Below are 15,462 nucleotides of genomic sequence, written 5' to 3' on the forward strand. Positions count from 1 at the left end.
GCAGCCTTAGTACCGCTGCGTGTTTATCCGAGCGGGAGCGTCCCCTTCAAGGACCTCTGCATGGCTGGGAACGGCAGCGGAGAGAGGAAGGCCGGCCGGGCAGGATACACAGGCCCAGAGGCTGGAGAGGGGCTGTACTGTTATGAAAAGGCGGAAGGCAATGGAAAAAATGATTGAACACTCAAATCATTTGTGATACAATTAATCGATTATGGGAAAGGATGTGCAGATGAAAATGAAGGCATTTTTGATACTGGAAGACGGCACGGTATTTGAAGGAATTCATATCGGGGCCGAAAAAGAGATAATCAGTGAAATCGTATTTAATACATCGATGGCCGGTTATCTGGAAGTGTTGACAGATCCCTCTTATGCAGGACAGGCCGTATGTATGACGTATCCGTTAATCGGCAATTACGGCGTATGCAAGGAAGATTGCGAATCAAGAAGACCATGGCCGGACGGATTTATCGTGAGAGAACTGTCCAGAATGCCAAGTAATTTCCGATCCGACTGTACCATTCAGGAGTATCTGGAAAGCTTCGGGGTGCCGGGAATTGCAGGCATTGATACGAGGGCACTTACCAAGATCCTGAGAGAAAAAGGAACCATGAACGGGATGATAACCACCAATGCGGATTACAGCCTGGAGGAAATCCTTCCCCGCCTCGCAGCATATACCACAGGGAATGTTGTGGAAAAGGTGACCTGTGAGAATAAGTATGAAATAAAGGGTGCGAAGGATCTGGCTGAAAACGGGCCGATTTCCGGAAGCGCCGTATTTAATAAGGAAAGCTTTCTGAACGGAGTCAAGGAAAAGAAACCTTCTCTGGTGAAGCAGTTAAACGGAGCCGGCAAAAAAGTAGCCTTGCTGGATCTTGGAGCTAAGGACAATATCGCCCGTTCCCTCGCCATGAGGGGCTGCGACGTTACCATATATCCGGCGCTGACACCGGCGGCGGACATTATAGCGGATAAGCCGGACGGCATCATGCTTTCCAACGGCCCGGGGGATCCCAAGGAATGCGAAAGCATTATCCGGGAAATAAGAAAGCTGTATGAGACGGATATTCCGATTTTTGCCATCTGCCTGGGGCATCAGCTCATGGCGCTGGCTACCGGAGCCGATACTTTCAAGATGAAATACGGGCACAGAGGCGGAAACCACCCGGTAAAGGATCTGACTACAGGGAGGGTATATATCTCTTCCCAGAACCATGGCTATGTAGTGGATATGGACAAGCTGGATCCAAAAGTGGCGGCGCCTGCTTTCGTCAATGTCAATGACGGGACAAATGAAGGCCTTGAGTATACGGGTAAAAATATTTTCACCGTTCAATTCCATCCTGAGGCCTGCCCTGGACCGCAAGATTCCGGGTTTCTGTTTGACAGGTTTATCACGATGATGAATGGAGGAAATGAGCATGCCTAAGAATCCTGATGTTAAAAAAGTAATGGTCATCGGTTCCGGTCCTATCGTTATCGGACAGGCTGCCGAGTTTGATTATGCAGGCACGCAGGCCTGCCGTTCCCTGAAGGAAGAGGGCGTGGAGGTAATCCTGGTGAATTCCAACCCGGCTACCATCATGACAGACAGGGACATCGCAGACAGAGTATACATTGAGCCCCTCACCGTTAAAGTGCTGGAACAGCTCATCGAAAAAGAAAAGCCGGACAGCATTCTCCCCACCCTGGGAGGACAGGCCGGGCTGAATCTGGGAATGGAGCTGGATGAATCCGGTTTCCTGGCCGCCCATAACGTGAAGCTTTTGGGAACCACTTCCCAGACCATCCGCAAGGCGGAGGACAGGCAGGAATTTAAGGATACCATGGAAAAAATAGGTGAGCCCTGTGCTCCCTCCCTGGTAGTTAAAAATATCGAAGACGGCGTCGTTTTTGCAAAACAGATCGGATATCCGGTTGTGCTGCGTCCCGCTTATACGCTGGGAGGTTCCGGCGGCGGTATCGCCCATAACCAGATGGAGCTGGAAGAAATTCTGGCAAACGGCCTGCGCCTGTCCCGTGTGGGTGAGGTACTTGTGGAACGCTGTATAGCGGGCTGGAAGGAAATCGAATATGAAGTAATGCGCGACAGTGCAGGAAACTGTATCACGGTCTGCAACATGGAAAATATCGATCCTGTCGGTGTCCACACCGGAGACAGCATCGTTGTGGCCCCTTCCCAGACGCTGAGTGACAAGGAATACCAGATGCTGCGCAGCGCCGCATTGAATATTATCGACGAACTGCAGATCACAGGCGGCTGTAACGTACAGTTTGCCCTTCATCCCGTAAGCTTTGAATACTGTGTTATTGAAGTAAATCCTCGTGTGAGCCGTTCCTCGGCGCTGGCAAGCAAGGCCACCGGCTACCCCATAGCGAAGGTTGCCGCCAAAATCGCCCTCGGCTATACGCTGGATGAAATCAAGAACGCCATAACCGGGAAGACCTATGCCAGCTTTGAACCCACTTTAGACTATTGTGTGGTGAAGCTGCCCCGTCTTCCTTTTGATAAATTTATTACTGCAAAAAGAACGCTGACCACACAGATGAAAGCTACCGGAGAGGTTATGAGCATCTGCAACAGCTTTGAAGGAGCCCTGATGAAGGCCATCCGTTCCCTGGAACAGCATGTGGACTGCCTCATGAGCTATGATTTTTCAGAGCTTTCCGTGGAAGAACTGAAAGAGCGTCTGAAAAAAGTGGATGACCAGAGAATCTATGTGATTGCCGAAGCCATCCGTAAGGGAATCGATTATGACACGATCCATGAAATCACCATGGTGGATCATTGGTTTATTGATAAGATAGCCATTATCGTGGAAATGGAACAGGCTCTTGTCAAAGGCCCTCTCACTCCGGAACTTCTCAGAGAAGCGAAACGGATCGAGTTCCCGGATACGGTTATCAGCCGTCTTACCGGTATCCCGGCGGAAGAGATTAAGCAGCAGCGTTATGACAACGGTATCGTTGCCTCTTATAAAATGGTGGATACCTGCGCCGCAGAATTTGAAGCGAGCACCCCTTACTATTATTCCGTATACGGCGGGGAAAATGAAGCCGTGGAAACGAATGCGCGCAAGAAGGTTCTCGTTCTGGGTTCCGGCCCCATCCGTATCGGTCAGGGTATCGAATTCGACTATTGCTCCGTGCATGCTACCTGGGCTTTTTCCAGGGAAGGCTATGAAACGGTTATTGTCAATAACAATCCGGAAACAGTCAGCACCGACTTTGACATTGCGGATAAGCTGTATTTTGAACCCCTCACCCCTGAGGATGTGGAAAACGTGGTAAACATGGAGCATCCTGACGGCGCGGTAGTACAGTTCGGCGGACAGACAGCTATCAAGCTGACGGAAAGCCTGATGAAGATGGGCGTGCCCATTCTGGGAACAAGCGCGGAAAATGTGGATGCCGCTGAAGACAGAGAGCTGTTTGATGAGATACTGGAGGAATGCGGAATCCCCAGACCCTCCGGCGGAACCGTATACACGGCGGAGGAGGCAAAGGCTGTGGCAAACAGACTGGGTTATCCCGTTCTTGTGCGTCCTTCCTACGTGCTCGGCGGCCAGGGGATGCAGATAGCCATTTCCGATACGGAAGTGGAAGAATTTATGGAAATCATCAACCGAATCGCACAGGATCATCCTATCCTTGTGGATAAATATCTGCAGGGCAAGGAGCTGGAAGTGGATGCTGTCTGCGACGGTACCGACATCCTGATTCCCGGCATCATGGAACATATCGAACGGGCAGGCGTGCATTCCGGAGACAGTATTTCCGTATATCCCGCACAGACAATCAGTGAAGGTGTAAAGGCAACTATAGCGGAGTATACCAGAAAGCTTGCGAAATCCCTTCATGTAATCGGCCTGATTAACATCCAGTTCATCGTGGTGGACGAGGATGTATATGTCATTGAGGTGAATCCCCGTTCCTCCAGAACGGTGCCCTATATCAGCAAGGTGACAGGAATCCCCATTGTGGATCTTGCCACAGAAGTGATCATCGGAAAGAAAATCCGGGATCTGGGCTATGAACCCGGCCTTCAGCCGGAAGCGGGCTATGTGGCAATTAAAATGCCTGTATTCTCTTTTGAAAAAATCCGTGGTGCTGAAATCAGCCTCGGGCCGGAGATGAAATCTACCGGCGAATGTCTGGGTATTGCCAAAACCTTCAACGAAGCCCTTTATAAAGCGTTCCTGGGAGCAGGCATTGATCTGCCGAGGCATAAGCAGATGATCATTACCGTAAAGGATGCGGACAAGGGAGAGGCGATTGACATTGCCCGCCGTTTTGAAAAGCTGGGCTATATTATCTATGCGACCAGAAGCACCGCGGCTGCGCTGAAGGAAGCCGGAATAAAGGCGCGCCAGGTCAATAAGATCAACCAGGAATCCCCTACGGTAATGGATCTGATTCTGGGACACAGGATTGATTTGGTTATCGATACCCCTACCCAGGGCAGGGACAAATCCAGAGACGGTTTCCTCATCCGCAGAACCGCCATCGAAACAGGCGTGAACTGCCTGACCAGCCTGGATACCGCAAGAGCCCTTGTGGGAAGCCTGGAAACAAAGAGTAATGAATTATCTCTGATTGATATTGCAAAGCTGTAAACGAATATTATGAATAAAGTGAACTATCAGAAACAGCTGGAGGATATCCTCCGCAGACTGCCGGAAGAAAACAGCGGCTGCCATGACCCGCAGGCCGTCCCTGTTACCGGAAAAAAGAAGCTTCTCATCCATAGCTGCTGCGCACCCTGCAGCAGCTATGTGCTGGAATATCTGCGTGATTTTTTTGATATTACCGTCCTGTATTATAATCCCAACATAACGGATCGGCAGGAGTATGAAAAACGGACGGCGGAGCAGAAAAGACTGATTGAGGAAATGAACAGCGAAGCCCCTTCTTTTATCACAATGGAAACAGGCCGTTATGAACCGGAGGTGTTTTTTGCCGCGGTGAAAGGGCTGGAACAGATTCCCGAAGGCGGCGAAAGGTGTTTTTGCTGTTATGAAATCCGTCTTCGTGAGACTGCAAGGCTTGCCGGGGAAAAGGGCTTTGACAACTTTACCACAACCCTCACAATCAGCCCTTTGAAAAATGCGGACAAGCTGAATGAAATCGGAGAGAAGCTTGGCGCACAGTACGGCGTCCCGTTTCTTCCGTCTGATTTCAAAAAGAAGAATGGCTATAAACGTTCTGTAGAACTTTCTGAAAAATATGGTCTGTACCGCCAGGATTACTGCGGCTGCATTTTTTCCAAAAATGAGCGGGACCGGCGGAACAGTGAGAAGTGAGGTTTGTTAAATGAAGAAAATTCTGGAAGTAATTTCCGAGGAAATGAAAAAAGCGTTTGCCGGTGCGGGCTATGAAGAAGAACTGGGAAAGGTAACTCTTTCCAACCGCCCGGATCTGTGTGAATACCAGTGCAACGGCGCTATGGCCGGCGCAAAAAAATATCATAAAGCCCCCATTATGATAGCCAATGAGGTGGCGGAGCAGTTAAAAGACAGCAAGGTTTTTTCCCAGGTGGAAGCGGTGGCTCCCGGATTCCTGAACCTGAAGCTGTCGGACGATTTCCTGTGCGGATATCTGAAGGAAATGGAAGCCGGTGAAAAATTCGGAATGGAAATGCCCGCTGAAGAAAAGACCATCATCGTGGATTACGGCGGACCGAATGTGGCGAAACCCCTGCATGTGGGGCATCTGCGTTCTGCCGTCATCGGGGAAAGCGTTAAGAGAATCGCCCGTTTTGCAGGATATAAGGTTATCGGAGATATCCATCTGGGGGACTGGGGCCTGCAGATGGGGCTGATCATCACGGAGCTTCAGGAAAGAAAGCCTGAGCTGCCCTATTTTGACGAGAGCTATGCGGGGGACTATCCCCAGGAGGCTCCCTTCACAATCGCCGAACTGGAGGAAATCTATCCTACGGCGAGCGGCAAGTCCAAAGAGGATCCGGCTTACAAGGAAAAGGCCATGGAAAATACCTTTAAGCTCCAGAATGGGGTAAGAGGCCACCGGGCATTGTGGGATCATATTATCCGGGTATCCGTAGCGGATATGAAGAAAAATTATGAGAAGCTGAACGTGGAATTCGATCTCTGGAACGGAGAATCCACCGTACAGTATCTGCTCCCCGAAATGGTGGAAGCCATGAAAAAGGGCGGTTATGCCTATGAAAGTGACGGCGCCCTTGTGGTGGATGTGAAGGAAGAAACCGACAGCAAGGAAATTCCTCCCTGCATCATCCTGAAATCAGACGGCGCGGCGCTTTACAGCACCACAGATCTTGCAACCATCAGCGAACGTGTGACCAAATATGATCCGGATATCATGATTTATATTACCGATAAAAGACAGAGCATGCATTTCGAGCAGGTTTTCCGCTGCGCGCGCAAGACAAAGCTTGTGGGAGAAGATGTGAAGCTCATCCATATCGGTTTCGGTACGGTGAATGGAAAAGACGGCAAACCCTTTAAGACAAGGGACGGCGGCGTGCCGAGACTGGAAAAGCTGATATCGGATATCGATGAAGAAATGCTCCGTAAAATCATGGAAAGCCGTCACGACATGCCGGAAGAGGAAGCGAAGGAAATCGCGGATATCGTAGGTCTGGCAGCCATCAAATACGGCGACCTGTCCAACCAGGCGGCAAAGGATTACAGCTTTGACGTGGATCGCTTCACCTCCTTCGAAGGAGATACCGGCCCGTATATCCTTTATACCATTGTCCGCATCAAGTCAATCCTGGCTAAATACCAGGAACAGGGCGGCAGCCTTGATAAAGTTCAGCTCGCCCCCGCCGTCAGCCCGGATGAAAAGGCGCTGATGATGGAAATCGCCAAATTCAATACCATGATGGAGACCGCATTCACCGAATGCGCTCCCCATAAGGTATGTGCTTATATTTATGACCTGGCTAACGCCTTCAACCGTTTCTATCACGAAACCAGAATTATCGCTGAGGAGGATGAGACGAAAAAGGCCGGCCTGATCGCACTGCTTGTCCTGACAAAGGATGTGCTGGAAACCTGCATTGATTTGCTGGGATTTTCGGCGCCTGACCGGATGTAAATGAAAGGTTCCGCTTCTTTTTCAAGAAGCGGAACCTTCAGCTTTTTCTATGATATAACTTACGGTATTCTTTGGGTGAACAGGACATAATTTTTTTGAATACTTTTGAGAAATAGCCTTGGTTCATAAAACCACAATTCTCACTGATACACTGGATGGAGTCATCGGTCGTCCGCAGCAGCTCTTTTGCTCTTTCCACCCTGGTTCGGTTCAGATAATCGGGGAAGTGCTCACGGGTATTCTGATAGAACAGCGTGGAGAGATACGTATAATTTATAGAAAAACGTTTCGCCAGTTCAGAAAGTTTCAGTTCCTGATCACAATTCTGTCTTATATAATCTTCTATCTGGTAAAACAGACTGCTCTCCCTCTCTTTAGTTCCTTTCTTAACGATATCCTCCAAAGAACAAAAAGTTTCTTCCAGTACCTGCTTCAGGGAATCACAGTCGGAGGAAAGATCCATTCTCTTAAAAAGCATTACTTTGCCGGAATTAATTTCATCAGTGGAAAAGGATGCATCCGAAAGAGCCTGAATAAGGGTATATACTGCATTTTCAACTTGCTTTTTGAGAGTGAAAACATCTGTACCTGCCTGTTTTTGTACGGCTTCAATGTAGCTGTATATAAGGGAACGGGCATTCTCCAGATGAAGAGGGTCAAGACAGCGGGTAAAAAGAGCCTCCGGAAAAGAAACGTCTCCTTTATGAATATCCTGTTCTGTCAGTAATTTTTTATCCGGGAAATAAAAACGATAGGAAAGCAGCCGACACATTTCTTCATATATTTGAGAGAGCCCTTCCAAAGAAGAAAAAGGGGAGGAACATGCGAAGAGAAAGGGACTGAGCAGCAGCTGTTCCAACTCCCGTATAAAAGCAGATAGTTCATCTTCTGACGGAGCTGTCAACGAAGAGGGTATTTGAAAAAGAATACAGCAGTTTCCATGGTTTGTTACACAGGAGATACTGGGAAAACGGGGAAAAAATTTCAGCCAGGAATCAGTTATGGATGGAAGAAACCTATGCAGGGGCAGGGAACCGGTATAGGAGGTTACAAGCAGTATGTAAGGTGCTGTTTGTTGAAAAAAGATGCCTCGATCCCGAAATTCAGCCAGGCAGAGTTTTTCTTCAATACTGTAAAAGGTAAGTATTTCCTGAAAAAATTGAGATGCGGTACTTTTTTTATCTGTCAAATTGTCAGATATGCTCAGCCTTTCAAGCAGATGAAGCAAATCAGAGGCCTCCAGTTCAGGTTTCAGAAGATAATCATCTATGCCGAGCTTGAAACCGGATTTGGCATAGGAAAAATCGTCATAGCTGCTTAAAACAATGATATGTGTATCCGGGAAATGTTCTTTTATTTGTGCGGTCAGGCTTATGCCGTCCATTCCAGGCATAACAATATCGGTTATTACAATTTCAGGCCGGATCTGTTCGACAAGATGGAAACCCTCTATTCCGTTTGCAGCTTCTCCCGCAATTGTAAAACCATGAGACTCCCAGTCACATAAATATTTGAAACCATTTCTTAAAATCATTTCATCATCAATTATGACTATCTTTTGCAGATTCTTCATTATTTTTTTCTCCTTCGGGATACAATGCAGGCAGATAAATGACTACCTGGGTACCATATCCGGCAGTACTTGTAATAGAAAGACCATAGTCCGGACCATAAATCATTTTTATTCGATCCTCAATATTTTTCAGCCCGATTCTAGTAAGGCAATCTTTGTTATTTTCAACAGATACATCCATGATATGTTCCAGAATAGAAGGAGGTATACCCACTCCGTTGTCCATTATTTCCAGTTTGAGCAGTCGGTTACTTATTGTGGCATAAATGCTGATGGTTCCGTTGGGATTATTTGTGGAAAACCCATGGAAAATAGAGTTTTCCACAAGTGGCTGAAGAAAAAACTTAGGTACTGAAGCATTCATGCATTCTTCCCGTATATTCATATTAAGCCGGATACCGTCTCCGTATCGGAGCTGTTGGATTTGAAAATAATCCTGAAGCAAATCAAGCTCCTGTTTTAATGGAATGGTTTCCCTTATATCTCCCAGAGTTTTACGCAGAAGCTTTGTGAGAGAATTTATTCCGGTTATAACCTTATCCCGCTGACCGGCCAGAGATAGATATTTAATGGAAGTCAGGGTGTTATATATAAAATGAGGGTTTATCTGATGCTGTAAGGAATTCAGTTCTGCGGTATGACGGGCACCTTGTTCCTGAATCAGTTTTTTTGTATAATATTCCAGCTTCCCAAACATTTCATTAAAGCTTTCACCCAGAAGCCGGGCTTCAGAACAGCCTGTAAACTGCATGGGTTCCGGACGAAGCAGAAGGTCTTTTCCTGATACGTTCTGCATGGCTATGGAAAGCCGGTGAATAGGCCGGGTGATCTTTTGGAATAAATATACCAAAAATCCAATGACAATAAATTGGGCTATACAGCATAGCTCCAATATCCTTATTATGGAAGGAAATACCTTTGAGGTGATAGCGCTGTATTTCGTCAGCTGGATAATATGAAAATTAAAATATTCATTATAAACGGCACTGGGAATCCATTTTTCGCCACCGTATTCCCGGATGCCTGAGGGATTCTTTTGGGCAATAGCAAGAAGTTCCGTATCAACACTGTTCAAAAGTTCACTTTTATTGTCTGATATAACAAGCCCATCTTCCGTGATAACGGAAAAATGATTATTATCCTGAATCAGATCGGAATACAGATTCTGAAAACAGGTTTCATCAATAACAATTAAAATAGTGCCATAATATTTGGAACGATATGGATCATATAAGGCATGGGCTATGTACATATATTCATCATTTTCCGTGTAAGGAGTCAGTCCTGCGTGGAAATAGGAAACACCAAGACGTCTGTGATTTCTTTCGGCCTGTTTCACAAAATCTTCTTCCAGAATTCCCGTTTCCTCCAGGTAAAGTGTTTCATTATAGGTAGTATAGGTCTGGCCGTTTTCACCATAAAGGATCAGATGTACATTAGAATTCGGGAAGAAACCAATATAGGTCTGCAGGAAATCATGGACATACCGCTGCATCTGATAATACTCAAAATTATCTTCGGGCACTTTTGTCAGGTATTGCTTTAGGGTGGAATCACCTGATAATTGGATTAAGGTATAGATGAGCTGCTGATAAAAGACATCAAAGCTTTCGTTCAGCTGGGTAATAGAATGCTGCTGTGATTCCTGCATGATAGCAGTTACATTCCTGTAATATAGTTCCGTAGTAAGAACAGAGAAAAAAAGGAATAAAACAGCAAAAGAAATAATTACAGTAATGATAATCTGAAAGGATATACTTCGCTTATTCTGCATGGCATTCACCTCGTTTTACATTGCTCTAATTATATAATACAAAAGTGTAGTTGGTAAATAGCAGGAAATGTATAAAATGCACAATCCAAAAATAAGAGAAAACATTCCGAAAAAAGTTTAAAAATAAAAATGCACATAAAAGTAAGAACACTTTTTGCGAATATATTTTAAATTTACCAATAAATAGAAGAAGAATTTCGTATAAGCAAATGATAAAATTGCTTTACAAGGAATGAAGGCCTTCAGCTTTTAAGAAACAGGAAGGAGAGGGATTTATGTGGAAAAGAAATAATGTACAGAAAATGATTGCGATAGCATTGGGGGTTATGATGCTGACCGGCTGTGCCGGAGGAGAACAGCCGACACAATCCGTTCAGACGGAGCCCGCGGCAGCTTCAGAAAATACGGAGAAAGCCGGGAGCAATGGGCAGGATTCCGAAAAAGAGCAGGTGACAATTCAGTATTGGCATCAGGGAACATCGCAGGCCGATACGGAATTTACACAGAAATGTATTGATTCTTTTGAAGAAAAATATCCTTATATAAAGGTGGAAGCAACAGGAATGTCTTCAACGATTTCCGATCAGGAAACAAAGCTGAACGCAGCAGTTTTAAGCGATACATATCCCGATGTAATCCAGTTGGTACTTGCTGAAGTGGGATCAAGAGGAGCGCTGGGCGATTTTGAGAAACTGGACGGCTATGTGGAAGGCTGGGAAGAAAAGGAGGATCTGTTTGACAGTGCTTATGAGATGGGCAAATACCAGGGAGAGCAGGTGGCGTTGGGAATTTTCCCGAATCCTCAGGTTTATGCATTCCGGAAAGACAAGTTTGTGGAGGCCGGGCTCGATCCTGAAAATCCGCCTGCCACATGGGAAGAATTGAAAAATGCAGCGCTGGCCCTGACGGAAAGAGAGGGAGATAAAGTTGTTTTTGCTGGCCTGGATATTCCTTCTATTGACAGTTCTCTTGTATTTACAGAGCCGTACATGCGCAGTGCCGGATCGGCTGTCGTTGATGAATTAAATCTGAAACCGGCGTTTACGGATCAGGGGGCTATTGATGCATTTACTTTTCTGGGTGATCTGGCTCAGATGAATGTTTCCATTCCTCATGATCAGCAAAAAGGAGATGAGAGACCTTTTATGAAGGGGATGTCGGCGATCAGCAATCTTTCTCCCCAGCAGCTCGGCCAGTATATGCAGGATAATCCGGACGCAGAACTGGGATATCTGCCCGTTCTCTCCAAGGATGGATCAGAGCCTGGAATTTCCTTCTGCGGTTATAATCTGATAGCGATGGGTGCAACGTCCAAGCATAAAGAGGAAGCCTGGTTATTTATGGAACACATGCTTTCCAATGAAATTGTATGGATGAGGACAGAAGATTTCAAGGTTCCCATTGTAAAAAAATCACTGGAAGAACAGTTTATTCAATCCGGTGATGAAGAACTGAATAAAGCAGTTATCAGCTATGTGGAAAGCGGTAAAGGAAAAGCGACAGTACCGTGGATAAGCGTTTATAATAAGTATGTTTCTGTAGCATATGAAGAGGTGATAAATGGTAAGAAGACGCCTGAGCAGGCACTGAAGGATGCTCTGGCACAGCTGGAAAAGGAAATCCAGTAATAGGGACTGTATCCTGCGGGCAGGCACTGAACTGCCCGCAGTTAAAGGTAAGCTGTTAATGGAAGGGAAGAGCTGGTGAGGATTCGGATGAAAAAGAATGTTACAACTGACAACTGCGCGTATTGGTTTATTGCTCCGTATTATATTTTCTTTCTGTTATTCGTTTTATTCCCAATTATTGTAAACATCGGTTTAAGTTTTACAGATTTCAATTTAAAAACAATTTCCTTTGCCGGTCTGAAAAATTATGCGGATTTGCTTCAGGATGGCCTGTTCTGGAAATCTGTTCAAAATACTTTGATATATGTGATATTTACAGTATTTATGACCCTCATTTTAGGATTTATCCTTGCTTTGGCGTTAAATAACGCAGCTTTATGGGGAACGCGGTTTTTCAGAGGATTTATTTACCTGCCATATGTGACATCTATGGTATCTATGTCCATGGTGTGGCTGTGGATGTATGATCCTACGCATGGTGTATTCAATGTGATATTGGAGGCATTGGGCTTTGATGCCAGACAATGGCTTTATGATGAAAAGCTTGCCCTGGGGGCTATGATTGTAATGGGTGTCTGGAAGGGTGTAGGTTATTACATGACTCTTTATCTGGCGGGGCTGAATAATATACCTGGATATTTGTATGAGGCAGCTTCCATAGACGGGGCAGGATACTTACAGAAGGTTTTCCGTATTACTATTCCGATGCTGCGTCCGGTTACATTTTTTATAGTTATCACAGGGGTTATTAATGCATTCAATGTTTTCGAACAGGTTAATGTTATGACGGGGGGCGGTCCGATGAATGCTACCACTACAATTGTACATCAGATTTATACCCGCGCCTTTACCGAATACCGCATGGGATATGGCGCTGCTGAAGCAGTGTTTCTGCTGTTGATTATACTTATTTTTACATTGCTGAACTTCAGATATGGCAACCAGGGCCAGGACTTGGATATCGGATAGGGGGATATTGCTTTGAGAAAAAAGAAGATGGGTGCCCGTTTCCTGTTGTTTTTATTTATGTTATTGTTCTGTGTAATTATTATTATACCTTTCCTGATTATGTTTTTTACTTCCCTGAAAACCTCCTCCGAGATATCGAGTGCTGTTTTCCGGCTTCTTCCGGAGCGGTGGCTGTTTTCTAATTATGTGGAAGCGATGCAGTCCTCTGATTGGGGAAGGTTTTTCGGAAATTCTTTATATACCACTTTTCTTTCGGTGATTATAAGTCTTGTTATCAATTCACTGGCGGGCTATGCATTTGCCCGATTGGAATTTAAGGGGAAAGATCTTTTATTCCTTCTTGCTCTTGTGGGGATGATGATTCCGCAGCAGGTGACAATGCTGCCTAATTTTGTGGCTATGAAATATGTACCTTTGGCAGGCGGAAATAATTTGTTCGGTCAGGGTGGGACAGGACTGATCAATACTTACGCAGGTATGGTAGCGCCGTATATTGCCGGAGCCTTCGGTGTATTTTTATTCCGCCAGTTCTTTATGAATTTCCCAAAATCTTTGGATGATGCGGCTAAAATTGACGGGTTATCCAGGTTTGGAGCTTTTATCAGGGTATATATTCCTTTGAGTAAATCAATTTTTGCAACATTAATTGTATTTAAAACTACGAGTACATGGAATGAATATACATGGCCGTTAATCATTACAACAAGAAAAAATATGTGGACCGTACAGCTGGCGCTGAGTGTTTTTCGGGAAGAATTTATCACGCAATGGAATTATCTGATGGCGGCCACAACACTGATTATGCTGCCGCTCCTTATCATGTATATATTTATGCAGAAGTATTTTGTGGAAGGAATTGTAACTACAGGAATAAAGGGATAGTCAGGAGCAAAAAAATTATGAAGACAATTCTGGTATTGATGGATACACTGAACAGAAGGTATTTAAAGACATATGATGAAAAGGCAAAAGGAATTACACCTAATATGGATCTTTTTGCCCGGGACTGTGCGGTGTATGAAAATCATTTTATTGGCTCTGCACCATGTATGCCGGCAAGAAGAGATATTTTTACAGGAAGAATGCAGTTTTTGGAAAGAGGCTGGGGAGGCGTGGAGCCGTTTGACATTACGCTTCCGTCTCTGCTGCGGGAAAAAGGAATTTTTACCCACATCACTACTGATCATACCCATTATTTTGAAATCGGCGGAGAGAATTACTGCTATTTGTTTAATACCTGGGATTATCACAGAGGACAGGAATTTGATACCTGGATATCCCGGGTAAACCAGCCTCCGGTTGATTCTGAAAGCTATGGGAAAAAATCATCCCAATATGTGCTGAATAAAACAGCATTTGTGTCGGAGGAAGAATATCCGTCACCCAAAACATTCCGCTCTGCCTGTGAGTGGGTGGAAAAGAACAGAGGAAGTGATGATTTCTTTCTGATGGTGGAAAGTTTTGATCCCCATGAGCCTTTTGACTGTCCGGAAGAATATCACAGATTGTATGACGATAATTACAAGGGGCGGGAGTTCTGCTGGCCCTCCTATGCCGAGGTTACGGAACCGGCGGATGCGGTGGAGCATCTGGAAAAGTGCTATCTGGGTACGTTGAGTATGGCGGATTATTGGTTTGGAAAGTTATTAGAAACCTTGAAAGAGAATGAAATGTATGAGGATATACTGATTATTTTCACAACCGACCATGGCCATATGCTGGGTGAACATGGATTTACCGGTAAAAATATTATGCATGCTTATAATGAAATGGCTCATATTCCGCTTATGATTCATTTTCCCGGAGGAGAATACTCAGGAAAGAGGATAAAGCAGCTGACACAGAATATTGATTTGATGCCTACGATTCTGCAGCATCATAAATGTGACATCCCGGAAAGAGTAAAGGGAAAGAGCCTGAAGGATATTTTGGAGGGAAAGGAAAAAGACAGAGAACAGATTATTTACGGTTGGTTTGGACGGGCAGTCAATGTATATGATGGAAAATACACGTATTTCAGGGCGCCTGAAAGCAGAGATAACAGCCCGCTATATCAATACTGCGGAATTCCTTCTACCTGTTGGCGTTATTTTGACGAAAGGTATGCGGAAAAGATAGAGATGGGAAGGTATCTGCCTTATACACGATATCCGGTATATCGGATTCCCGCCTTATTTCCGGAGGATTATTCGGGAAATATAGATTTTGTTATGGATTCCCGGCTTTTTGATTTGGAAAATGACTATGCCCAGCTTCAAAACCTGGAGGACAGAGAAAAAGAGGCGGTTATGTGCCGAAAGCTGGTGACAGGGATGCGGGAAGCACAAGCGCCGGAGGAACAATATATCAGGCTGGGATTGGGAAAGTATCTGGAAGAATATGAGGAAGGCTGCTGATTTATTCAGCGGCCTTCCTTTTGAAAAGTATGACAA

At 45.3% G+C, this 15,462-nt stretch carries 10 protein-coding genes; 8 read left to right on the plus strand and 2 right to left on the minus strand.

All coding sequences use genetic code 11. The features are described from left to right. Nucleotides 1–235 precede the first annotated feature (235 nt). From BLA28_RS31860 to argS, 4 genes are read left to right on the plus strand one after another with little or no spacing between them, the layout of a single operon-like run. A complete protein-coding gene (locus tag BLA28_RS31860; RefSeq protein ID WP_069157345.1) occupies nt 236–1,432 on the plus strand; it encodes a carbamoyl phosphate synthase small subunit in 1,197 nt (398 codons plus the stop codon). Further along, complete coding sequence (carB, locus tag BLA28_RS31865) at nt 1,425–4,619, plus strand: carbamoyl-phosphate synthase large subunit (RefSeq protein WP_069156761.1); 3,195 nt, start codon at nt 1,425–1,427, stop codon at nt 4,617–4,619. The genes BLA28_RS31860 and carB overlap by 8 nt, the downstream gene beginning before the upstream one ends. 9 nt (nt 4,620–4,628) lie before the next feature. Next, nucleotides 4,629–5,306 (plus strand): epoxyqueuosine reductase QueH, encoded by a 678-nt coding sequence (locus BLA28_RS31870; RefSeq protein ID WP_069156760.1) that lies wholly within the window; start codon nt 4,629–4,631, stop codon nt 5,304–5,306. Nucleotides 5,307–5,316: 10 nt separating this feature from the next. Continuing rightward, nucleotides 5,317–7,086: an arginine--tRNA ligase gene (argS, locus tag BLA28_RS31875; RefSeq protein ID WP_069156759.1), complete on the plus strand. Its 1,770-nt coding sequence runs from the start codon at nt 5,317–5,319 to the stop codon at nt 7,084–7,086. A gap of 37 nt (nt 7,087–7,123) precedes the next feature. Here argS and BLA28_RS31880 read toward each other — a convergent pair whose 3' ends face one another. Both BLA28_RS31880 and BLA28_RS31885 read right to left on the minus strand, forming a co-directional pair. Then, a complete protein-coding gene (locus BLA28_RS31880; protein WP_069156758.1) occupies nt 7,124–8,659 on the minus strand; it encodes a response regulator transcription factor in 1,536 nt (511 codons plus the stop codon). Continuing rightward, nucleotides 8,628–10,433 (minus strand): cache domain-containing sensor histidine kinase, encoded by a 1,806-nt coding sequence (locus tag BLA28_RS31885; protein ID WP_044967654.1) that lies wholly within the window; start codon nt 10,431–10,433, stop codon nt 8,628–8,630. The genes BLA28_RS31880 and BLA28_RS31885 overlap by 32 nt, the downstream gene beginning before the upstream one ends. Before the next feature lie 275 nt (nt 10,434–10,708). Between BLA28_RS31885 and BLA28_RS31890 the strand changes: the two genes are divergently transcribed. From BLA28_RS31890 to BLA28_RS31905, 4 genes are all read left to right on the plus strand, one after another. Further along, complete coding sequence (locus tag BLA28_RS31890) at nt 10,709–12,061, plus strand: extracellular solute-binding protein (protein ID WP_069156757.1); 1,353 nt, start codon at nt 10,709–10,711, stop codon at nt 12,059–12,061. A gap of 87 nt (nt 12,062–12,148) precedes the next feature. Further along, the gene (locus BLA28_RS31895; RefSeq protein ID WP_069156756.1) at nt 12,149–13,030 is read left to right on the plus strand and encodes a carbohydrate ABC transporter permease; all 882 of its coding nucleotides are present in this window, start codon (nt 12,149–12,151) and stop codon (nt 13,028–13,030) included. A gap of 12 nt (nt 13,031–13,042) precedes the next feature. Next, entirely contained in the window at nt 13,043–13,912 is an 870-nt protein-coding gene (locus BLA28_RS31900) for a carbohydrate ABC transporter permease (RefSeq protein WP_242880576.1), read from the plus strand. A gap of 17 nt (nt 13,913–13,929) precedes the next feature. Then, complete coding sequence (locus BLA28_RS31905; protein WP_071699746.1) at nt 13,930–15,426, plus strand: sulfatase; 1,497 nt, start codon at nt 13,930–13,932, stop codon at nt 15,424–15,426. The last annotated feature ends 36 nt before the right edge of the window (nt 15,427–15,462 follow it).

The sequence above is a fragment of the Eisenbergiella tayi genome (genome assembly GCF_001881565.1).
GTDB classification, from domain to species: Bacteria; Bacillota; Clostridia; order Lachnospirales; family Lachnospiraceae; genus Eisenbergiella; species Eisenbergiella tayi.

Coding starts and splice junctions, on each gene's coding strand:
- BLA28_RS31885 (WP_044967654.1), bottom strand. CDS start 10,433: ATGCAGAATAAGCGAAGTATATCCTTTCAGATTATCATTACTGTAATT.
- BLA28_RS31895 (WP_069156756.1), top strand. CDS start 12,149: ATGAAAAAGAATGTTACAACTGACAACTGCGCGTATTGGTTTATTGCT.
- BLA28_RS31860 (WP_069157345.1), top strand. CDS start 236: ATGAAGGCATTTTTGATACTGGAAGACGGCACGGTATTTGAAGGAATT.
- BLA28_RS31870 (WP_069156760.1), top strand. CDS start 4,629: ATGAATAAAGTGAACTATCAGAAACAGCTGGAGGATATCCTCCGCAGA.
- argS (WP_069156759.1), top strand. CDS start 5,317: ATGAAGAAAATTCTGGAAGTAATTTCCGAGGAAATGAAAAAAGCGTTT.
- carB (WP_069156761.1), top strand. CDS start 1,425: ATGCCTAAGAATCCTGATGTTAAAAAAGTAATGGTCATCGGTTCCGGT.
- BLA28_RS31890 (WP_069156757.1), top strand. CDS start 10,709: ATGTGGAAAAGAAATAATGTACAGAAAATGATTGCGATAGCATTGGGG.
- BLA28_RS31880 (WP_069156758.1), bottom strand. CDS start 8,659: ATGAAGAATCTGCAAAAGATAGTCATAATTGATGATGAAATGATTTTA.
- BLA28_RS31905 (WP_071699746.1), top strand. CDS start 13,930: ATGAAGACAATTCTGGTATTGATGGATACACTGAACAGAAGGTATTTA.